Source organism: Streptomyces sp. YPW6 (assembly GCF_018866325.1).
GTDB lineage: Bacteria > Actinomycetota > Actinomycetes > Streptomycetales > Streptomycetaceae > Streptomyces.
This window is the reverse complement of the sequence record NZ_CP076457.1, coordinates 3,800,832-3,816,551: the sequence shown is the minus strand read 5'-3', so window position 1 is coordinate 3,816,551 and position 15,720 is coordinate 3,800,832. Positions and strand designations below refer to the sequence as shown.

At 70.9% G+C, this 15,720-nt stretch carries 13 protein-coding genes and 2 tRNA genes; 5 read left to right on the top strand and 10 right to left on the bottom strand.

Translation table 11 applies throughout. From position 1 onward, the window contains the following. The first annotated feature begins 258 nt into the window (after nucleotides 1–258). The gene (locus KME66_RS16950; protein ID WP_073222902.1) at nucleotides 259–978 is read left to right on the top strand and encodes a DUF5324 family protein; all 720 of its coding nucleotides are present in this window, start codon (nucleotides 259–261) and stop codon (nucleotides 976–978) included. Nucleotides 979–1,213: 235 nt separating this feature from the next. On the opposite strand, the gene KME66_RS16945 is transcribed toward KME66_RS16950, so the two are convergent. Together KME66_RS16945 and KME66_RS16940 are read right to left on the bottom strand one after the other, a co-directional pair. Next, entirely contained in the window at nucleotides 1,214–1,798 is a 585-nt protein-coding gene (locus KME66_RS16945; RefSeq protein WP_073222904.1) for a TerD family protein, read from the bottom strand. A gap of 116 nt (nucleotides 1,799–1,914) precedes the next feature. Continuing rightward, nucleotides 1,915–1,987 (bottom strand) — tRNA-Ala (locus KME66_RS16940). A gap of 136 nt (nucleotides 1,988–2,123) precedes the next feature. On the opposite strand from KME66_RS16940, the gene KME66_RS16935 reads away from it, so the two are divergent. Then, the gene (locus tag KME66_RS16935) at nucleotides 2,124–2,672 is read left to right on the top strand and encodes a DNA-binding protein (protein ID WP_073222906.1); all 549 of its coding nucleotides are present in this window, start codon (nucleotides 2,124–2,126) and stop codon (nucleotides 2,670–2,672) included. A gap of 187 nt (nucleotides 2,673–2,859) precedes the next feature. Then, entirely contained in the window at nucleotides 2,860–4,353 is a 1,494-nt protein-coding gene (locus KME66_RS16930) for a serine/threonine-protein kinase (protein WP_216323371.1), read from the top strand. A 48-nt stretch (nucleotides 4,354–4,401) separates the two neighbouring features. Here the strand turns inward: KME66_RS16930 and KME66_RS16925 are convergent, their stop codons facing one another. Then, entirely contained in the window at nucleotides 4,402–5,733 is a 1,332-nt protein-coding gene (locus tag KME66_RS16925) for a hypothetical protein (RefSeq protein ID WP_216323368.1), read from the bottom strand. A 368-nt stretch (nucleotides 5,734–6,101) separates the two neighbouring features. After that, entirely contained in the window at nucleotides 6,102–6,236 is a 135-nt protein-coding gene (locus tag KME66_RS16920) for a DLW-39 family protein (RefSeq protein ID WP_003958712.1), read from the bottom strand. A 291-nt stretch (nucleotides 6,237–6,527) separates the two neighbouring features. Here KME66_RS16920 and KME66_RS16915 point away from each other — a divergent pair, with 291 nt between their 5' ends. Further along, the gene (locus KME66_RS16915; RefSeq protein WP_073222910.1) at nucleotides 6,528–6,896 is read left to right on the top strand and encodes a DUF6344 domain-containing protein; all 369 of its coding nucleotides are present in this window, start codon (nucleotides 6,528–6,530) and stop codon (nucleotides 6,894–6,896) included. A 190-nt stretch (nucleotides 6,897–7,086) separates the two neighbouring features. After that, nucleotides 7,087–7,791 (top strand): DUF4352 domain-containing protein, encoded by a 705-nt coding sequence (locus tag KME66_RS16910; RefSeq protein ID WP_216323365.1) that lies wholly within the window; start codon nucleotides 7,087–7,089, stop codon nucleotides 7,789–7,791. A gap of 54 nt (nucleotides 7,792–7,845) precedes the next feature. Here KME66_RS16910 and KME66_RS16905 read toward each other — a convergent pair. The 6 genes from KME66_RS16905 to recF all read right to left on the bottom strand — a co-directional run bounded on the left by KME66_RS16905 (nucleotide 7,846) and on the right by recF (nucleotide 15,707). Next, nucleotides 7,846–7,922 (bottom strand) — tRNA-Ile (locus KME66_RS16905). A gap of 78 nt (nucleotides 7,923–8,000) precedes the next feature. Further along, entirely contained in the window at nucleotides 8,001–8,621 is a 621-nt protein-coding gene (locus tag KME66_RS16900) for a DUF3566 domain-containing protein (protein WP_216323363.1), read from the bottom strand. A gap of 94 nt (nucleotides 8,622–8,715) precedes the next feature. Further along, on the bottom strand, nucleotides 8,716–11,358 hold the full coding sequence (gene gyrA, locus KME66_RS16895) for a DNA gyrase subunit A (protein WP_216323359.1): 2,643 nt from the start codon (nucleotides 11,356–11,358) through the stop codon (nucleotides 8,716–8,718). A gap of 47 nt (nucleotides 11,359–11,405) precedes the next feature. Beyond that, entirely contained in the window at nucleotides 11,406–13,478 is a 2,073-nt protein-coding gene (gene gyrB, locus KME66_RS16890) for a DNA topoisomerase (ATP-hydrolyzing) subunit B (RefSeq protein ID WP_073222920.1), read from the bottom strand. A gap of 517 nt (nucleotides 13,479–13,995) precedes the next feature. Beyond that, on the bottom strand, nucleotides 13,996–14,499 hold the full coding sequence (locus KME66_RS16885; protein ID WP_101928010.1) for a DUF721 domain-containing protein: 504 nt from the start codon (nucleotides 14,497–14,499) through the stop codon (nucleotides 13,996–13,998). 77 nt (nucleotides 14,500–14,576) lie between these two features. After that, a complete protein-coding gene (gene recF / locus KME66_RS16880; RefSeq protein WP_073223331.1) occupies nucleotides 14,577–15,707 on the bottom strand; it encodes a DNA replication/repair protein RecF in 1,131 nt (376 codons plus the stop codon). Nucleotides 15,708–15,720 lie beyond the last annotated feature (13 nt).

Here is a 15,720-nt window from a genome sequence, read left to right as displayed (position 1 = left end):
CGCCCGCCGTCACATCCTTCTGACGTCCGGCGATCCTCCCACGGACCGGGAAACGTACGGCCGGATGCCGGGCGAACCGGCGCGTTCACCGCCGAACCATGGCATTGTCGTCGGCACACTTCACTTGAACCGTTTTGACACCAAATGACGATCATGACCCGGATGCCCGTCCCGCATGCCGGGCCGGGACCCAACAGGCATGATTCTGGACTGGGCGGACAGGCGGAGTACCTACCCGCCACCAAGGAGGAGGATCCCGTGACCCGCATCGACAGCGTGCGCGCCGCAACCGACTCGGCGAAGGACAGCGCGCAGCACGCCGCGGACGTGGTGGCGCCCTACGCCGACACGGCCAAGGAGCAGGCGGCGCACCTCGCGCACGAGGCGCGCGTACGGCTCGCGCCCAAGGTGACGAAGGCGGCCCAGCAGGCCCGTGTCCAGTACGCGTCCCATCTCGCACCGCGCATCGAACAGGCTCGTACACACGTGCCGCCCCGGGTCGACGAGGCCGCGCACCGCGCCGCGGTCTCGACCCGGAAGGCCGCGCGGAGCGCCGCCGACTACACGGCGCCGCGCGTCGAGCACGCCCGCGCGGTGGCCGTGCCCGTCGCCGAGCAGGCGTCCGCCCGCAGCGCGGCCGCCCTGGCGGCGCTGCGCACCCAGGTGACGGCCAAGGAAATCCAGAAGCTGGCCCGGAAGCACCAGCGGCGGGCCAAGGCCGGCCGCGCCGCGAAAGGCTTCCTGGTGCTGGGCGTCCTGGCGGGCGGCGCCTACGCCGCCTGGCGCTGGTGGGACAAGCAGGCCAACCCGGACTGGCTGGTCGAGCCGCCCGTCGCCACCGAGGTGGGCGACGAGCGCTCGCCGCTCAGCTCGGTCGACGGCAGCCCGCGGGCCGGCCTCGACCCGGAGGTCGAGGCCAAGCAGGCCGAGGCCGAGTCGGGCGAGGGGGGCACCCCGGGCCTCGACGACCGGCCCTGACGGACGGCCGGCTGCCGGGCCGGAAAAGAACGGCGGGCCGGCGGGGCAGCGGGTCCACGAAACGAACGCGGCCGCGGAAACCGCTCAGGCGGTTCCCGCGGCCGCGTTCGCGTGCCCGTCCATGGGCCGTCCTCACGCCCTCACGGACGCGCGCTCCGGTGACGCCGACCGGCTGACAGCCACCGGCCGACGACCACCGGCCGACGACCACGGGCCGACGTCCGCCGGCCGACGCCTACCGGCTGACGGCGAACCGCATCAGGGCGTGCTCGTCGCCCTGCTTGATCTTCCCGGTCTCGTTGATCACCTGGAGCTTCCAGCCCGCGCCCTCGCGGATCGCCTTGGCGACGGCGACGCCGTTGTCCTGGGTGAGCATGCTCGGCCAGATGTCGGCGACCTGCTGCGAGCTGCCGCCCGTCGCGTCGTACACCTTGAAGCTGATGTTGCGCGCGTTGCTGAACGAGCTGCGCTTCTTGTAGGCCGCCGCGATGAAGACGATCGACGTGATGTTCGAGGGGATCCTGGCGAACTCGACGGTCACCGTCTCGTCGTCGCCGTCGCCGTGCCCGGTCTGGTTGTCCCCGCTGTGCACCAGCGAGCCGTTGCCCAGCGGGTCCAGGGAGTCCAGACCGGCCAGCCGCACCGGGTCGCCGCCCTGCATGGCGATGGCGATCAGGTCCAGGTCCGTGCCGGCCTTCTGCCGGATCTTCCCCATCAGACCGCCGCTGCTGCCGACGGTCGGGTCCCAGGACGCTCCGATGGAGAGGTGGGTCACCCCGCCCAGGTCCGCCGGGCCGTCTTCCTTCGTCAACGTGATCATGCCTGAGTCCTTTGTGGCTCGACTGTTTATGGATGAAGTGTGCCTGGTCCGGCGCAGGCGCAACGAAAAGAACCCCTCCGACCCACGTTTCCGCAGGTTGGAGGGGTTCCATCACGTGGAGCCTAGGAGATTCGAACTCCTGACATCTGCCTTGCAAAGGCAGCGCTCTACCAACTGAGCTAAGGCCCCAGGTCACCGTCGGGAACCACAGTACCGGGTACCCCCCGGGTTCTTCCAAAAGGATGGGGACTCCCCCGGAACGACCACGCTCCGTAAGATGCTCGCAAGGTTCGCAGCAGCGAAGCGGCAGCGATGGGGAGACGCCATGGACGCAGCGCAACAAGAGGCGACGGCAAGAGCCAGAGAGCTTCAACGCAGTTGGTACGGAGAGCCGTTGGGGGCCCTCTTCCGCCGGCTGATCGATGATCTCGGGCTGAACCAGGCCCGGCTGGCGGCCGTTCTGGGGCTCTCCGCACCGATGCTCTCGCAGCTGATGAGCGGCCAGCGCGCCAAGATCGGGAACCCCGCGGTGGTCCAGCGTGTCCAGGCCCTCCAGGAGTTGTCGGGACAGGTGGCCGACGGCAGCGTCAGCGCGGGGGAGGCCACCGAGCGCATGGAGGAGATCAAGAAGTCGCAGGGCGGCTCGGTCCTCACCGCCACCGGCCAGACCACCTCCACCGGCGGCGCTCCCACCGTCCGCCGTGTGGTGCGCGAGATCCAGTCCCTGCTGCGGTCGGTCGCGGCCGCCGGCGACATCATCGATGCCGCGGACGCCCTCGCCCCGACCCACCCGGAGCTGGCAGAGTTCCTCAAGGTGTACGGCGCGGGACGCACCTCGGACGCGGTCGCCCACTACGAGGGGCACCAGAGCTGACGAGCGGCTCCGGACCCGCCGGACGGACGACGCAGCGGCGACGGAACCACGACGAACGACGACGGAGCCAGGGCACGCGCACCGCGCAGCGCCCTGGTGCCGACAGGACACGGGCCGGACACCGGGACCGGACACGGGCCGCGACGGACACAGCGGCACCACACGAACGGGGAGCGGGCGCAGCGCAATGGGTGAGGTCTTCGCCGGTCGGTACGAGCTGATCGATCCGATCGGACGCGGTGGCGTCGGCGCCGTCTGGCGGGCCTGGGACCACCGCCGCCGCCGGTACGTCGCGGCCAAGGTGCTCCAGCAGAGCGACGCGCACACGCTGTTGCGCTTCGTCCGCGAGCAGGCGCTGCGCATCGAGCACCCGCACGTGCTGGCCCCGGCCAGCTGGGCCGCCGACGACGACAAGGTGCTGTTCACCATGGACCTGGTGACCGGCGGTTCGCTCGCCCATGTCATCGGCGACTACGGCCCGTTGCCGCCGCGCTTCGTCTGCCTGCTGCTGGACCAGCTGCTCTCCGGCCTGTCCACGGTGCACGCCGAAGGGGTGGTGCACCGCGACATCAAGCCCGCCAACATCCTGATGGAGGCGACCGGTACGGGCCGGCCGCATCTGCGCCTGTCCGACTTCGGCATCTCGATGCGCAAGGGCGAACCCCGGCTCACCGAGACCAACTACGTGGTCGGTACGCCCGGTTACTTCGCCCCCGAGCAGATGCTGGGGGCCGAGCCCGACTTCCCCGCGGACCTCTTCGCGGTCGGCCTGGTCGCGCTCTACCTCCTCCAGGGCCGGAAGCCGGACGCGCAGGCGCTGGTGGAGCACTTCGCCGCCCACGGCACTCCGGACGCGCCCGAAGGCATTCCCGAGCCGCTGTGGCAGGTGCTCGCCGGTCTGCTCCAGCCCGACCCGCACGCCCGGTTCCGTACGGCCACGGGCGCGCGCAAGGCCCTGACCGCGGCGGTCGAGATGCTGCCCGAAACCGGCCCGGACGACGAGCCGGTGGAGGTGTTCGACCAGATCGGACCGCTGCCCCGGGGATTCGGCCCCGACGGCCCCGTCACCGCCCCGCAGAAGGCGCCTCAGGAGGCACCGCAGGAGGCGCCTCAGGAGGCACCGCAGCAGCCGTCCGGACCACTGGAGTCCGCCACCCCGCCGCCCGTGTCGATGTCGGAGACGGGCAGCTTCCACCTCGCGCCGCCCCCTGCGGCCGCACAGCCTCCTGCGGCCTCACCGCCCTCCGCGGCCTCACCGCCCTCCGCGGCCCCACAGCCCTCCGCCGCGCCTCCCGGTGTCGTGCCTCCGCAGCAACAGCCCTCCCCACAAACGGCCTTGCATCAGGGAGTACAGGAGCCGGGATGGCGACAGCCAGGCCCCCAGCAGCCGCCGGACGCCGCGGACGCGCCACCCGCCTACGCCGTCGGCGCGCCGGACCCCTCCCGGCAAGCGGCCTCCGGCGTACCGAACGATCCCTCGGCCACCCGCCCCTACACCGCCCAACAGCACCCTCAGCAGCAGCAGTTCCCGCCGGTACCTGCCCCGCCGGTGCAGCACGCCGCGCCCCAGCCGGCCGTACGCCGGACGCGCCCGGGACCGCCCCCGAAGGTGGCCGTCCCGGTCCTGGTGGTGGCGCTGATCTGCTTCGCGGTCGGGTTCTGGGCCCTCACCCAGGTCTGACGGCCCCGCGCCCCCGGCTCCGCTGACGGAGGCCCCGTCGGCGTACGGCTACCAACTGCCCTGGGCCGGCGGCCGGTGCCCCCCACCGCCCGGGTGACCGGCGGCCGAAGCGCGGCGGCGGGCCAGCAGGGTCCAGACGCCCAGACCGAGCACCAGCACGGAACCCGTGCCGATCCCGGCCGCGGCGACCACGGTCATCGGGCCGCTCTTCGCGGCCTGTTCGGCGTTCTGCCCCTTCCGGGCCACTTCCCGGTCCTGGTCGGTGACGCCGAAGACCCCGGCGCCACCCTCGTACGGCGATTCCTCGGGCTGGTTCTTCACCTGGACCGACAGCTCGAACGGGATCGGCTCGGCGCCGTAGGACTCCTTCAGCTTCGGGCTGAGGGAGACCGACAGGTAGTACCAGCCCGCGAAGCGCATGGCGCTGACCTGGGACGAGGAGTCGAACCGGTTGCGGTAGGCCACCGGCGGCAGTGGCCGCAGGGACGCGGAAGCGGGGCTTCCGGAGTACGAGAGGGTGGCGTCGGAGACCGGCCCCTGGGCGGGGTTGGCCAGCGACAGCGTGAGCGCGCTGCTGACGAGGTCCGTGCTGTCGCTGGTGCTGTTGGAGAGCCCGGCGGTGGCGTAGATCTGCTGTCCCCAGTCCACCGGCACCCGGAAGAAGCGGGTCTGCCCCGGGGCGACCCTGTCCTGCCAGCGGCCGTTCTCCAGGCTGGTGGCCTCGGAGTACCCGGATCCGCCGGACCGCTTCTGCTGCTGCCCCGTCAGCGGCTGCGCCGAGGCGGAGGGCCAGCTCTCGGGGGCCTCGGTCGGCAGGGACGTGCCGTTTCGGAGCTTCGGCTCCTGGAGGAAGCGCAGCTCCAGGTCCCAGGCCTCCGGGCTGGAGGCGTCCTTGCTCTCGCGCTCGACGAGGACGTCGTACGGGCCGCCCTCCTGGCAGCTGCCGGCGCCCTCCTTCACGGTCCGGAAGGCGTACGCGGTGATGGGACGGGCGTACGCGCCGGAGCCGAAGTTCGCCCGCCCCGAGTCGCACCGGGTGTCGTCGGTCTCCCGGAGGCTGATGCTGATGCCGTCGCCGTAGGCGACCGCGCCGCTGCCGCCGGGCACCGCGACCGCCGAGACATAGGCGGCGGAGGCGTCGTCCAGCGTGACCCGGTAGTAGAGCTTCTCGCCCGGCTTGATCGAACTGCGGTACGAAACGCCCTCGTCCAGCGTGGACGCCTCGACGTTGGTCGCCGCGCCCTGCACCTTCTTCGCTTCGGGGTCGAAGGCGTACGCCCCGGGGCCCGCCGCGTGCGCCTGCCCCGGCAGGACCGCCACCGCGCACATCGCCGCGAGTGCCGCGGCCGTCACCCGGCCCCTGTTGCGCTGCCTGTTCACGCGCTTCCCCTCGTCGTCCTCACCCGCCGGCACCCTCGGCCACTCAGCCGCCCGGCTGCCCAGCCACTCAGCCGCCCGGCCGTTCAGCGACGCGCACCCGCCCCGGCGGCGGCCGCGATGCCGGTCCATCCTGCCCCGCGCGCACCGCCGCTGTCTGCGGCCACAGCCGGAATACCCCTCTTGTCCGCGCTCGTTCCCGGACTCCACGCGGCTCTTCGCTCCATCCGGCCGGCGATTCGCTGGAGTGAACTCACGGTCGGTGCGTCACGGTCCCGCACCGGCGGAAGGGGCCGGCGCATCGGCGCCGGCCCGGACAGCACGAAGCCCCGGCCGCTGAGCGGCCGGGGCCCGTAACAGACTGTGTCGTCTCACACACCCGAACCTGCGGGCACGGAGTCGGTCGCCTCCGTCCACAGATCCTGCTCGGCGCGATCCGCCTGGATCTGGCGGTACACGAGGAGCCCGCCGATGGCGGCCAGTGCGACCAGGAGAAGCTTCTTCACCGCGCGACCTCGTCTTTCCTTGGCGTAAGGGCCTTATGTCGCCGACTATACACACCGGCCGATACCGATCGGTGACCTGCCCGGGCCCCCGTGACAGCCCCTCCGTGGCGTCCGGAACGCCCCCCCGGCACCCCCTCCTCGCCGCCCGCGAGGGCCTGTCCAGCCCGGTTGCACCATACGAGTGGTGTTAATCCGAAGATCGGCGCACAGCGGGCGTCGCTCCCCGGAATCGCGGCCGGGATCCACATGATCGGAGAAGTCAGCAACCGGACCGTCCGAAAGCGAGGGGCCATGAGCACCTTCCAGCCCAAGAACCTCTGGACCGCCTTCATCACCGCCTTCTTCGCCCTCCTGGCGTCGCTGGGCCTCGCCACCGCCGCCGCGAGCACCGCGAACGCCACCGCGCAGCCGAGCGCCACGACGCACGAGCACACGGGTGCCACCGCGGCAACCCCGGCCGCTCCCTCGGTCCGGTGGACCCTTCCGCGTGACCGGGCCCTGCCGCCCACGATGAAGCAGCGCATCCGGGCCGAGGCCCACGGCTCCTCCCCGGCCACCCGCCACCGGTCGCTCGACCCCGCGGAGACCGCCCGCACGAGTGGCCCGAGCGGCTCCCACTCCTCAGCCCCGGAAGGCGACACCCCGGCTCCGCCCCCCTGATCCCGGCGGCCCACCGCACTCCGGGGCCCCTGGTCCGGTTCACACCGGCCGGGGGCCTTTTCCGTGTGTCCGGGTCTCTCCCGTACCCCTCCGACACGTCTCCGGTCCCCGGTGAGGACGGCCGACGGGCGGGCCACCGCCGACCGGACGACCATGGAAGGGTCCGGCGTACCGCCGAAAGGACCGTCCGATGAGCTCTCGTGGCACCACCTTCGCGGCCCTCGGCGCCGCCTCCGCGCTCCTCGCCCTCACCGCCTGCGGGGCAGCCACCTCGGCCGGCACGTCGTCCGGCCCCGCCGGCGCCGTCCCTGCGGCGGCGACCGGCGGGCCGGACGTGGGCGCCCCACCGGGCGCGGAGATCCTGGGCCGGCCCGCCGTCGGAGAGCCGTTCACCCTGACCATCGGCTCATCGGACGAGGCACGGCCCGACGAGTTCGAGATCACCGTCGAGGACGTCACCTGCGGCGAACCGCTGGATCCGAAGGTCCTCGCGCACGCGGCCGAGTCCGTGGGCGAACCGACCGAGAACCCGGCACCCGAGAGCGGGAAGCAGTTCTGCGTGGTCGCCCTGGAGGTGCAGAACGTCGGCAGGAGCGAGGCGAACTGGTCGGTCGACGACACGGTGACCCTCAACGTCGACGACACCGCGTACAGCCAGAGCCAGACCGACGGCTCGTACGCGTCCGACTACGCCGCCTACTGGAGCGACCAGGGCGAGCCGGGGCCGGCCTACGGCCTGAACCCCGGGAGCAAGGGCCCCGAGCACGGCATCTTCCAGATCCCGTCGGACGACGAGCCCACCACCCTCTGGGTCGCGTCCAGCGACTGGCTGGAGAGCTTCGACGGCCCCGAACCCGGCTACCTCGTCCAGCTCCGCGCCACTGGCCCGAGCTGAGCGATCCGCCCACGCGAAAGGCCCCCCACCGTCTCCGGTGAGGGGCCTTCAGTCTGGTGGGGCTAACAGGATTTGAACCTGTGGCCTCATCCTTATCAGGGATGCGCTCTAACCAACTGAGCTATAGCCCCGCCGCGCTGTGCTGCTCCGCGCTGACCTCTGAAGATTAGCGCACGTCGGGGCCAGTCCCAAAATCGATACCCGCGGCCCTACTCGTCCTCGGCCAGCGTGAGCTCCACGCCGCCCACGAAGCCCGCCGACAGGTTGTAGATGAAGGCGCCCAGCGTCGCCAGCGCGGTGGCCAGCACCACGTCGATCACGGCGATGACCGAGGTGAAGATGAGCACGCGCGGCAGCGACAGGAACGACTGCAGATCGAAGCCGTTGCTCTCGTTCGAACCGGTCGCCTCGCTGATCGTGCCGCCGACGGTCTCGAAGACGCCCATCGCGTCCATGACCATCCACAGCACCGCCGACGCCACCACCGTGCAGATGCCCAGGGCGATCGACAGCAGGAAGCTGACCTTCATCACCGACCACGGATCGGCCTTGGCCACCCGCAGGCGGGCCTTGCGGGTGCGGGGCGTGGTCCGCGCCCCCGTGCGCGGCTTGCGCATCGCCTGGGCGCCGCCCGCACCCTGCGCACCGCCCAGCGTGCCGCCGCCCTGTCCGGGGCGCTGCTGACCGCCCTGGGTGCCGTCGCCGGGCGCCTGGTACGCCTGGGGCGGGTGGTACGGCCCCGACGGCCCCGGTGCGGGCTCACGCTCGCCGGGCAGGGGCCCGGTCGCGTAACCCTCGTACTGGGGCTGAGGCCCTCGTGTGTCCGTCACAGTGCCCCCTTGGGAGTCCGTGGCAGGGCCACGGGCACCGTTCGCTCCAGCTCCGGAAGCGGCCGAACCGGCGCCCGTGGCTCCACTCACGCTCTTACTCCTCGTGCTCCCCGGTCGAAGGCTCCGTGCCCTCGACAGTGCCCTCTGCCGTGCCTACGGCCTGCGCCTCGGCCGTCTCGCCCTCGGCGTCATCGGTCCCGTCGACCTCTTCCGCCTCACGGCCGGCCTCGGCGTTGCGCGCGATGCCGACGACGGCGTCACGCTTGCCCAGATTGATCAGTTGGACGCCCATGGTGTCACGGCCCGTCTCCCTGACTTCATTGACTCGCGTACGAATCACACCACCGCCGAGCGTGATGGCGAGAATCTCATCGGTCTCCTCGACCACCAGCGCACCGACGAGCGATCCGCGGTCCTCCACGATCTTGGCGGCCTTGATACCGAGGCCGCCGCGGCCCTGGACGCGGTACTCGTCGACGGGGGTCCGCTTCGCGTACCCGCCGTCGGTAGCGGTGAAGACGAACGTACCGGGCCGGACGACATTCATCGAGAGCAGTTCGTCTCCCTCACGGAAACTCATGCCCTTGACGCCCGAGGTGGCACGGCCCATGGGGCGCAGCGCGTCGTCCGTCGCGGTGAACCGGATCGACTGCGCCTTCTTGCTGATGAGCAGCAGGTCGTCCTCGGCCGACACGAGCTCGGCGCCGATCAGCTCGTCGTCGCCGCCCTCCGGCATCTCGCGCAGGTTGATCGCGATGACGCCGCCCGAGCGAGGGGAGTCGTAGTCCTTGAGCGCGGTCTTCTTCACAAGACCGCCCTTCGTCGCCAGGATCAGGTACGGCACGGCCTCGTAGTCCCGGATCGCGAGGATCTGGGCGATCTTCTCGTCCGGCTGGAAGGCCAGCAGGTTGGCGACGTGCTGGCCGCGCGCGTCCCGGCCGGCGTCGGGGAGCTCGTACGCCTTGGCCCGGTAGACCCGGCCCTTGTTCGTGAAGAACAGCAGCCAGTGGTGGGTGGTGGAGACGAAGAAGTGGTCGACGATGTCGTCCTCCCTCAGCTTCGTCCCGCGCACGCCCTTGCCGCCGCGCTTCTGCGAGCGGTAGTCGTCCGTCTTCGTGCGCTTCACATAACCGCTGCGGGAGATCGTGACGACGATGTCCTCCTCGGCGATCAGGTCCTCGATGGACATGTCGCCTTCGAAGGGCACCAGCTTGGTGCGCCGGTCGTCGCCGAACTTCTCGACGATGGCCGCCAGCTCCTCGCTGACGATGGCGCGCTGCTTGGCCGGCGAGGCCAGGATCTCGTTGTACTCGTTGATCTTCGCCTGGAGCTCGTCGTGCTCGGCGGTGATCTTCTGGCGCTCCAGCGCGGCCAGCCGGCGCAGCTGCATCTCCAGGATCGCGTTGGCCTGGAGCTCGTCGATCTCCAGCAGGCCCATCAGGCCCTCGCGCGCGATCTCCACCGTGTTCGAGCGGCGGATGAGGGCGATGACCTCGTCGATGGCGTCCAGGGCCTTGAGGAGGCCGCGCAGGATGTGTGCCCGCTCCTCTGCCTTGCGCAGCCGGAACTTCGTCCGCCGGACGATGACCTCGATCTGGTGCGTCACCCAGTGGCGGATGAACGCGTCGATCGAGAGCGTGCGCGGCACCCCGTCGACGAGCGCCAGCATGTTGGCGCCGAAGTTCGTCTGGAGGTCGGTGTGCTTGTACAGGTTGTTCAGGACGACCTTGGCGACCGCGTCCCGCTTGAGGACGACGACCAGGCGCTGTCCCGTACGCGAAGAGGTCTCGTCGCGGACGTCGGCGATGCCGCCGACCTTGCCGTCCTTGACCAGGTCGGCGATCTTCTGCGCGAGGTTGTCGGGGTTGGTCTGGTACGGAAGCTCCGTGACGACCAGGCACTGGCGGCCCTGGATCTCCTCGACCGCGACGACCGCGCGCATCGTGATCGAGCCACGGCCGGTGCGGTACGCCTCCTCGATGCCCTTGCGGCCCACCACCAGCGCGCCGGTGGGGAAGTCGGGGCCCTTGATGCGCTCGATCAGCGCTTCCAGCAGCTCCTCGTGCGACGCCTCGGGGTGCTCCAGGTACCACTGGGCACCGGCGGCGACCTCGCGGAGGTTGTGCGGCGGGATGTTGGTCGCCATACCGACCGCGATCCCGGCGGAACCGTTGACCAGCAGGTTCGGGATGCGCGCCGGCAGGACGGTCGGCTCCTGGTTGCGGCCGTCGTAGTTGTCCTGGAAGTCGACGGTCTCCTCGTCGATGTCCCGGACCATCTCCATGGACAGCGGCATCATCTTGCACTCGGTGTACCGCATGGCGGCGGCCGGGTCGTTGCCCGGGGAACCGAAGTTGCCGTTGGAGTCCACCAGCGGCATCCGCATCGACCACGGCTGCGCGAGGCGCACCAGGGCGTCGTAGATGGAGGAGTCGCCGTGCGGGTGGTACGTACCCATGACGTCGCCGACGACGCGGGCGCACTTGTAGAAGCCCTTCTCGGGGCGGTACCCGCCGTCGTACATCGCGTACAGCACCCGGCGGTGGACGGGCTTGAGGCCGTCCCGCACGTCGGGCAGCGCACGCGAGACGATGACGGACATCGCGTAGTCGAGGTAGGAGCGCTGCATCTCCGTCTCGAGCTGGACGGGCTCGACACGCATCCCCACACCGGGGATGGTGACCTCGTCGTCGGGCGTCGCGGATTCGGGTGTCACAGGGGTGTTCTCGTCGGCCATTGCTGGTCAAAGTCCTTTCGAGCTGCGGCGTGGCGGATGCGGCCGACTCAGATGTCGAGGAAGCGGACGTCCTTGGCGTTGCGCTGGATGAACGAGCGCCGCGCCTCGACGTCCTCACCCATGAGCACCGAGAACAGGTCGTCGGCCTGCGCCGCGTCGTCCAGCGTGACCTGGCCCAGGACCCGGTGGTCGACGTCCATGGTCGTGACGCGCAGCTCCTCGGCGTTCATCTCGCCGAGGCCCTTGAAGCGCTGGATCGAGTCTTCCTTGATCCGCTTGCCGTTCTGCTTGCCGAGCGCCACCAGGGCATCGCGCTCCCGGTCGGAGTACGCGTACTCGAAGTCGTCCCGGCCCCACTTGATCTTGTAGAGCGGCGGGCGCGAGAGGTAGACGTGCCCGGCCTCGACCAGCGGCTTCATGAAGCGGAAGAGGAAGGTCAGCAGCAGGGTGTTGATGTGCTGGCCGTCGACGTCGGCGTCCGCCATCAGGATGATCTTGTGATAGCGGAGCTTCTCGATGTCGAAGTCCTCGTGGACCCCGGTGCCGAACGCCGAGATCAGCGCCTGGACCTCGGTGTTCTGGAGGATCTTGTCGACCCGGGCCTTCTCGACGTTCAGGATCTTGCCCCGGATGGGGAGGATCGCCTGGTACATCGGGTTGCGGCCGGACTTCGCCGAACCACCGGCGGAGTCACCCTCGACGATGAAGATCTCGCACTTGGTGGGGTCGTTCGACTGGCAGTCGCTGAGCTTGCCCGGCAGGGATGCGCTCTCCAGGAGCCCCTTGCGCCGCGTCAGGTCACGCGCCTTGCGGGCCGCCACGCGGGCGGTCGAGGCGGCGATGCCCTTGCGGATGATGTCGGCGGCCTCGTTGGGATTCCGGTCGAACCAGTCCGTCAGCTGCTCGTGGACGACCTTCTGCACGAAGGTCTTGGCCTCCGTGTTGCCCAGCTTGGTCTTCGTCTGGCCCTCGAACTGCGGCTCGCCCAGCTTCACCGAGATGATCGCGGTCAGACCCTCGCGGACGTCCTCACCGGTGAGGTTGTCGTCCTTGTCGCGCAGCAGCTTCTTGTCACGCGCGTACCGGTTGACCAGGGAGGTCAGCGCCGCGCGGAAGCCCTCCTCGTGCGTGCCGCCCTCGTGGGTGTGGATCGCGTTGGCGAAGGAGTAGACGCCCTCGGTGTACTGCGTGTTCCACTGCATGGCGATCTCGACCGACAGGAGCCGGTCCTTGTCCTCGGCCTCGATGTCGATCACCGACTGGTGAATCACATCGCCCTTGCGGGAGTTGAGGTACGTGACGAAGTCGACGATGCCGTTCTCGTAGTGGTACGTGACCGAGCGGGCGGTCTCCTCCGCCGAGGGCTCGGCCGCCTCCAGGCTGTCCGCGCCCGCCGTCGCCTTCGCCGACTCGCGCTCGTCGGTCAGCTTGAGGGTGAGGCCCTTGTTGAGGAACGCCATCTCCTGGAAGCGGCGCGAGAGGGTCTCGAAGCTGTACTCGGTGGTCTCGAAGATGTCCCCGTCGGCCCAGAAGGTGACCGTGGTACCGGTCTCCTCGGTGGCCTCGTGCTGGGCGAGCGGCGCGGTCGGGACACCGAGCTTGTAGTCCTGGGTCCAGCGGTACCCGTCGGTCTTCACCTCGACGGAGACCCGGGTGGACAGGGCGTTGACGACGGAGACGCCGACGCCGTGCAGACCGCCGGAGACGGCGTAGCCGCCGCCGCCGAACTTGCCGCCCGCGTGCAGCACGGTCAGCACGACCTCGACGGCCGGCTTCCCTTCGGACGGCACGATGCCGACCGGGATGCCACGGCCGTTGTCGATGACCCGCACCCCGCCGTCGGGGAGGATCGTGACGTCGATGGTGTCCGCATGGCCCGCCATCGCCTCGTCGACGGAGTTGTCGACGACCTCCTGCACGAGGTGGTGCAGGCCACGCTCACCGGTCGAGCCGATGTACATGCCAGGCCGCTTGCGGACCGCGTCCAGCCCTTCCAGCACGGTGATCGCGCTGGCGTCGTACGAGGCCTCGGGGACCTCGCCCGGCTCACCGGCCGTGGACGGAATGTTCTCGTTGGGGTTGCCGGAATCGGCCACGAAGCGCCCTTTCTGGCACAGCACAGGCCGTTCTCCGGACAGGCGGGAGCGGCTGCGTCGTTCGGCTTGTATCGACGACTCCCGCCTCAGCGGCGGGATTACTCACCAGTCTACCGGTAGCGCTGACATGAGTGGGGGTTTGCCGGTACCTGAGTACGCATGTGCCGCCCTGAATGAGCGGCTGACGACTCCCCATATTCAGGAAGGGGCTCCAAGAGGCCCTGAAGGGCTTTGAGCGCTTCGGCCTGTCAACCCACCGCTACGGTGAGGGACACTCCGGCCGTACCGTCCGGTTTCCTGCCGCGCGAACCGTGGCGAACCCACCCGCAAGCTCGCCCAGTACACGACAATTTTACGCCGAAAGTGCAGCTCAGGCTTGCGTCGCGGTGATCCGTACCGCAGGAGGGGAAGCAGCCGGAATCCGACCGCGGCAGCACTGCGGCCGCGGAGCCCGCCGACCTCGCCGGCCCCGGTCCGGCGGCACGACCCGCGCCCGGTCCCGGCCCGTCGGCACGACCGTCCCCGGCCGGCGCCCCGGGGCTCATCCGTAGGTGTCGCCCGGCCCTCTGCTGCCGGGCGCCCGCAGCGGTCCGTACCGGCGCTCCGGGCCACCCGGCCCGACCACCTTGATCATCCGTACGGTGCCCTGCCCGAGATCCGCGTTCAGCCGGGCCACCAGCTGCGGGGCCAGCAGCCGCAGCTGGGTCGCCCACGCCGTCGAGTCGCAGCTCACGGTCAGCACCCGGGCGGCCGGATCGTCGTCGTACCGCAGGGGCACGCAGTGCTTCGCCAGATCGTCGCCGACGATCTGCGGCCACCGGCCCATCACCCCGCCGACCGCCGCGGGCGTCTCCCAGCCCCGCTCGGTGATCAGCCGGTTGATCGCGGAGCCCAGCTTCTGCGGGTCCCGGCCGTCCGACCGGGCTCCCGAGCGCAGCCCGCCGCCCCGCCGCGCCTGCTTCCGCTGCTGCGCGGCCGCGCCCCGCGCCCTGGCCTGCTCCTTCGCCGCGCGCAAGGCCACCCGCGCGAGATCGACCCCGGACACCTCGGGCGGCTTCGGGCTCCCGGCCTCCGGCACACGGCCGACCGCGCGCGCCTCGCCCTGCCGCTCGTCCCGGCCGGTCATACGCGCTCCACCTCGCCCGCGGTCACCGCGTACCGCGTCCCCGCCAGCACGCCCGGCACGTCCTCCGCCACCGCGGCCGTCACCAGCACCTGCTCGCCGGGGGCCACCAGCTCCGCCAGCCGCTCCCGGCGGCGGGCGTCCAGCTCGGCGAAGACGTCGTCCAGCACCAGCACCGGCTCGTTGCCCTCGGAGCGCAGCAGTTCGTAACTGGCCAGACGCAGGGCCAGCGCGTAACTCCAGGACTCGCCATGGCTCGCGTACCCCTTGGCCGGCATCCCCCGCAGGCCCAGCAGCAGATCGTCGCGGTGCGGGCCGACCAGCGTCACGCCCCGCTCGATCTCCTGCTTCCGGACCCCGGCGAGTGCCCCGAGCAGCTGCTCGTACAACTCGTCACGGGTCCGCTCGGGACCCACGTCCTCGCCGACCGAGCTGCGGTACTCCAGCGCCACCGGACCACCGCCCGGCGCGACGTCCCCGTACGCCTTGTCCGCCAGCGGCTGGAGCGTGGCGATCAGATCGAGGCGCTGCGCGAGCAGCTCGGCGCCCACCCGGCCCAGGTGCTGGTCCCAGACGTCCAGGGTGGACAGGTCCATCGAGCGGCCGCCGTGCCGCCGGGCCATCGCCGCGGACTTCAGCAGGGTGTTGCGCTGCTTGAGGACGCGCTCGTAGTCGGAGCGGATCCCGGCCATCCGGGGCGAGCGCGCGGTGACCAGCTCGTCCAGGAACCGCCGCCGCTCGCCGGGATCGCCCTTGACCAGCGCCAGGTCCTCCGGGGCGAACAGCACGGTCCGCACGATGCCGAGCACATCACGCGGCCTGACCTGGGAGGACCTGTTGATACGGGCCCGGTTGGCACGGCCCGGGTTCAGCTCCAGCTCGACCAGCTGGGAGCGCTCGCCCTGGGTCACCGCCGCCCGGATCACCGCCCGCTCCGCGCCCATGCGCACCAGCGGGGCGTCCGAGGAGACCCGGTGGCTGCCGAGGGTGGCGAGATAGCCGACGGCCTCGACGAGATTCGTCTTGCCCTGCCCGTTGGGTCCCACGAACGCGGTGATGCCCGGGTCGAGAGGGACCTCGACCCGGGCGTACGAGCGGAAGTCGGCCAGCGAGAGATGCGTGACGTGCATGGTGGCCACCCTC